The organism is Streptomyces sp. KR55, from assembly GCF_052245645.1.
GTDB classification, from domain to species: domain Bacteria; phylum Actinomycetota; class Actinomycetes; order Streptomycetales; family Streptomycetaceae; genus Streptomyces; species Streptomyces flavusporus.
Window position 1 is genome coordinate 1 of the sequence record NZ_JBQQCE010000604.1, and the last position, 4,902, is coordinate 4,902.

General features: G+C 72.0%; 5 protein-coding genes. 2 read left to right on the top strand and 3 right to left on the bottom strand.

What is annotated here, in order from left to right:
- Both ACTWQJ_RS46400 and ACTWQJ_RS46405 read left to right on the top strand, forming a co-directional pair.
- Nucleotides 1-3,113, top strand: a 3,113-nt coding sequence (locus ACTWQJ_RS46400; protein WP_443312403.1) for a CHAT domain-containing protein, incomplete at its 5' end; no start/stop codon positions are given.
- Nucleotides 3,114-3,190: 77 nt separating this feature from the next.
- Entirely contained in the window at nucleotides 3,191-3,553 is a 363-nt protein-coding gene (locus ACTWQJ_RS46405; protein ID WP_443312404.1) for a DUF952 domain-containing protein, read from the top strand.
- A 51-nt stretch (nucleotides 3,554-3,604) separates the two neighbouring features.
- Here ACTWQJ_RS46405 and ACTWQJ_RS46410 read toward each other — a convergent pair whose 3' ends face one another.
- The 3 genes from ACTWQJ_RS46410 to ACTWQJ_RS46420 form a co-directional block, all read right to left on the bottom strand.
- Nucleotides 3,605-3,919 (bottom strand): SCO5918 family protein, encoded by a 315-nt coding sequence (locus ACTWQJ_RS46410; RefSeq protein ID WP_443312405.1) that lies wholly within the window; start codon nucleotides 3,917-3,919, stop codon nucleotides 3,605-3,607.
- A 6-nt stretch (nucleotides 3,920-3,925) separates the two neighbouring features.
- Nucleotides 3,926-4,213, bottom strand: a complete 288-nt coding sequence (locus tag ACTWQJ_RS46415; RefSeq protein WP_443312406.1) for a CBS domain-containing protein — start codon at nucleotides 4,211-4,213, stop codon at nucleotides 3,926-3,928.
- Nucleotides 4,214-4,256: 43 nt separating this feature from the next.
- A partial coding sequence (locus ACTWQJ_RS46420) for a helicase-related protein (RefSeq protein ID WP_443312407.1) occupies nucleotides 4,257-4,902 on the bottom strand: 646 nt, incomplete at its 5' end.

The following is a 4,902-nucleotide window of genomic DNA, read 5'->3' on the forward strand; positions in this document are numbered from 1 at the left end:
TCACCGGGCTGCGGGGGCAGGCCCTGCGGCAGACCGCGCCGGACCGGGCGGAACTGCTCGCCGCTCAGGCCCGGCAGCTGACCGAGGAGGCGCTGGCCGGGGCGCCGGCCGACTTCCTGGCGTCGGGACTGCTGCAGCGGGGAGCTTTCGACGCCGCACTGGCTGTCGCCGTCATGTCGGCCCCCATGGGCACCGCGTATCCCCAGGGTTTCATCGGCTCGATCGGCTCGAACGGCGAACCGGTCGACGGAGCGGACGAAGACCTGGCCAAGGACCTGGCCAGGATGACCTCGTACCTGTCCCGCATGAACGACCTTCGCCTGGACGACCCCGAGAACCTCGACGCCGACATCGAGGTCATCCGGGAGATGCTCGCGGACATGGGCGAGGAAGACCCCTCTGGACGGGCACTACTGTCCGCCGCGCTCGGCAGCGCGCTCTTCGCCCGGGCGGCCGGCCGCGGCGACCCCTCCTCCCTCGAGGAGGTCGTGGAACTGCTGCGCTATGCGCGCTCGCACGCGCCGGACATGTCCGGACAGGTGGACCGGATACTCGCCGAGGCGCTCACGACCCTGTCCATCGGCCGCTTCGACGCGGAAGGGGCGCGCGAGGCCGCGGCACTCCTCGCCTCGTCGGCGGCCGCCCCCGGCCTGCCGACGGACGAGGAGGAGCCGGCGGACGGCTATCCGGTGCTCACCGACACCGACCGGGCGCTGATGGCGGCCCACACCGAGCTCCACAACGCCCTGCAGAACTACCTGTTCGGCCACGAGCCGGCCCAGCTCGAACGGGCCCGGGAGGTCGCCCGGCGGATGAAGGAGCTCACACGTGACGCGCCCGCCGGGGCGGCGGATGCCGGCCCGCACTGGTACGACCTCATGGGTGACGCCTACGTCGACCTGGTCGAGACCGTGGGACCGGCCGGCGGCCCGCGGCCCGATCTCACCGACGAGGTGGTCGACCAGTGCCGCAGGACGTTCGCCGCATGCCCCGCCGGACACCCGATGCGGCCCATGATCACGATGACGCTCACGCGGGCGCTCATGCAGCGTGCCGTCGCGCTCCGCGGCACCGAACCGGAGCGTGCGGCACGCCTCATGGCCGAGGCCGACGATCTGAGCGACATCCTCGAGGCGGAGATGCCGGAGGGGTCCCCGATCGACCTCGCCGCGATGACGCGCACCTTCGTCGACCTCATCGGCCGTGGCCGCCTCCCTGAGGTGTCCTCCACGAACACTCCGTCCCCCCGGACACCGCAGACCCCGGCACATCCGGCGTTTTCACAGGCGAACCCCTTCGCGTCCTTGATGGCGCCCATGCTGGCCCGCCTGTCCGGCGTCGCGGACCCCGGCGCGTGGCGCGACCCCGCGATCCCGGTGTGGATGCGGGCCAGCGGTGAGATCGGCGCCGCGGCCGGCGCGCTGGGCAGGCCGCAGCCCCGTATCGACCTGGCCCTGACCCATCTCGAAGCGGCCGTCGAGGCCATGGCGGACGTCACCGACCGGGGCAGCGACCAGCAGTCCGCCGAGCACGGCCTGGTGACGTTCGAGGGGGACATCCGGGCGGTCGTCGAGCTGGTCCTCATGCAGATCCTCGGCCGCGAGGGCGCCGCCCGGCTGTCCGACCGGCTGGACGGGGTGATGGAGAGCATCGAGGCGGCCGCGGCGGAGCTGCGCGTGCCCGAGCTGCCCGATTTCGGTGCCCTCTTCCGCACCGTCGAGGGCCCCGACGTGGACCGCGCCGCCGAACTGCTCGAACGCGGCCGCGGCCTGCTGCTGGCCCGGCGGATCGAGGCCCGCGCGGACATCGGCGACCTGCGGTCGGCGCACCCTGCGCTGGCGGCCGAGTTCGAGCGGCTGACCGACCAGCTCGCCGACGAGCCCGAGGTGCCCGACCCCGCACCGCCCGGGCACGCCGAGTGGGCCCGGCTGGCCCGGCTCCGCGCCTCCCGCGAGCTCGACGAACTGGTCAAGCGGATCCGTACCCAGCCGGGCTTCGACGGCTTCCTGCGCCCGCTCACCGCCGAGGAGTTGCGCACGCTCGCGGCCGACGGCCCCGTCGTCGTCCTCAACCAGGGCAAAGGCTTCTGCCTTGCCCTCGTCGTCACCCACCGGTCGATCACCGCCCTGCACCTCGAACCCGGGGCCGACGAGATCGCCGACGCAGCCCGGCGGCTGCGGGACGCCGTCGACGCGATCAATGCGCACGGCATGTCGAGGCCGTCCCTGGCGCAGCTCGTCGCCGCCGGGGCGACGGTCCGCGAGACGCTGGCGTGGACGTGGCACAAGATCGTGCGGCCGGTGCTGGAGCTGGTCGGGGCGGCGGACCCCGTTCCCCGCCAGGGGGTGTGGCCGCGGGTGTGGTGGGTCCCGACCGGTGCCTTCAGCGCCCTGCCGCTGCACGCGGCCCAGTGCACCTCGCGCGACTGCGCACTCGACGGCTGCGGTGCCGCACTCGACGCCGTGGTGTCGTCGTACGTTCCCGGTCTGCAGACCCTGGCGTACGCCCGCACCAGGGCCAGGGACCGCGACAGCGCCGACCACGGCGGCGCCCTGCTGGTCGCCGCGCCGGAGGACGAGCTGCCCGGCGTCGCCGCGGCGGCCGGCTACGCGGCGGAACTCCTCGGTGCGCGCGAGCCGTTGGTGGGTGCCGCGGCGACCCGTGAGGCCGTGCTGTCCGCGCTCGGCAGCACCTCGTGGGCGCACTTCGGCTGCCACGCGGCCACCGACCCGGCGGAACCCTCTGGCGCGCTGCTCCACCTGCCGAGCGGCGAGACCGTGTCCGTCCTCGAGATCTGCCGGGCCCGGCCCCGGTCGGCGCAGCTCGCCTTCCTCGCGGCCTGCGGCACCGCACGCACGGCGGAGCGGCTGACGGACGAGGCCATCCACATCACCAGCTCGTTCCTCCTCGCTGGTTTCCCCACGGCGGTCGGCACCCTCTGGGAGATCGACAGCGCGCACGCCGACCACGTCACCCGCGATTTCTACCGCCGTATGACAGGCGACGGCGCCGCCACCGCAGCCCACGCCCTGCACGACACCGTCCGACAGCTACGACGCCGCATACCCGACCGTCCGCACATCTGGGCGGCGTACGTCCACGCGGGGACATAGCCCGGCCCGGGCCGGCCGGGGATCGCGGCGATGTGGTCCACGGGGAGACCGTGCAACTACTGCTGTATAACCGGATCATGATTTATCACGTCGTGTCGCGTGACGAGTGGAACGCCGATCCCGACCGGCCGTACACACCCGCTTCCCTCGCCGAGGACGGTTTCGTCCACTGCTCTCCCGACGAGGAGACCACGCTCACCATCGTCAACGCGTTCTACCGCACCGGCCCCCGGCCTCTGCTGGCGCTGGTCCTCGACGAGGACCGGCTCACCGCGAACTGCGAGTGGGAGGCGGCCGCTCCCGCACCGCCTCCCGGCGTCGCCGAGAGCACCTTGTTCCCGCATGTGTTCGGCCCCGTCAACCGCGACGCCGTCGAGCGCGTCCTGGAGGTCCGCTGGGACGACGAAGGCCGCGCTACGGGGCTGGTGGACGCCGACTGACGGATCGGCGTGTGTCCCGACGGACTGCCTGATGACGGCTTCCGCGCTTCCTCATACGTCCCGGGGTGCGGGGCCGCCGAGAAGTTCCGTCGCCGTCTGGAGCGGAGTGGGGACACGTACGGGCGCGGCGTCGGGGTGGTCGTGGCAGGTGAAGCCGAGGCGGGTCATGGCCCGGACGACCTCGCCGCTGGTGAAGTCGCGACGGTCCTGCCGGGTGATGACTTCGCCCACTTGCTTGGCGGGGTAGCGGCGGCGGCCGATGGTCACGGACTCACCCGAGATGAGTTCCGGTGTGATGCCCTTCATCGAGGCCAGCACTTCGTTCTTGGTCAGTTCGAACGGGTATCGGGCGATGACACAGCGCATGATGCCTCACAGAGAGAAGGAGAACGGTCCGGCGAGGACGTCCCGTAGCCGGGTCCGGTCCGTGTACGTGCTGCTCCCGCGGTGAACGACGAGCTCGGACCGGGTGATGAACCCTGTGCGCTGATCGTCCCCGTCGCACAGGAGCAGATACTCGACACGGGCACCGGCCATGACGGACAGGGCCACCTCGACGGTCATGTCGTCACGGACCCGCGGCCAGGACGCGTCCACGTCCTCGGCCCCGGTCACAGGGGCGGGAGCCGCCTGATGTTGCTGCACCTGAACCGGCGTCAAAGCTGCCTCCTGTGCGATGGGTGAGCTTTCTGGTCCGATGGCTCTACGCCGCCGGGTCGAGCGCGGACTGCCGCTGCGCCCTGCGACCTGACGTTTCGCCGGCGGGCCGGCCCTGAGTCGTGCGGCCGCGACGGCCACGGGACGAAGACGATGAAGAAGACGAAGCAGATGATGAAGACCTGGAAGACCTGGAAGACCTGGCAGACGCAGCGCGGCGGGGACGTTCCGCCACGGGCACGGTGATGACGACGGGGACACCGGAAGGCGCCTGAGCCCCGGTGATACGGCTGAGCTCCGCCTCACCCGAACGTACCGAGGCGATCTGCGGGGTGATGCCGGCCGCGGCCATCAGCCGGGTCATGCCACGGCGCTGGTCGGGGGTCACGAGCGTGACGACGCTGCCGGACTCGCCCGCGCGGGCCGTACGACCGCCCCGGTGCAGGTAGTCCTTGTGGTCGGTGGGCGGATCCACGTTGACGACCAGGTCGAGGTTGTCGACGTGAATTCCGCGCGCTGCGACGTTGGTCGCCACCAGTACCGTCACATCCCCGCTCTTGAACTGGGCGAGGGTCCGCGTGCGCTGCGGCTGGGACCTGCCGCCGTGCAGGGCCGCGGCGCGGACGCCGCTCTTCAGTAGGTGCTTGGTCAGCCGGTCCACCGCGTGCTTGGTGTCCAGGAACATGATCACC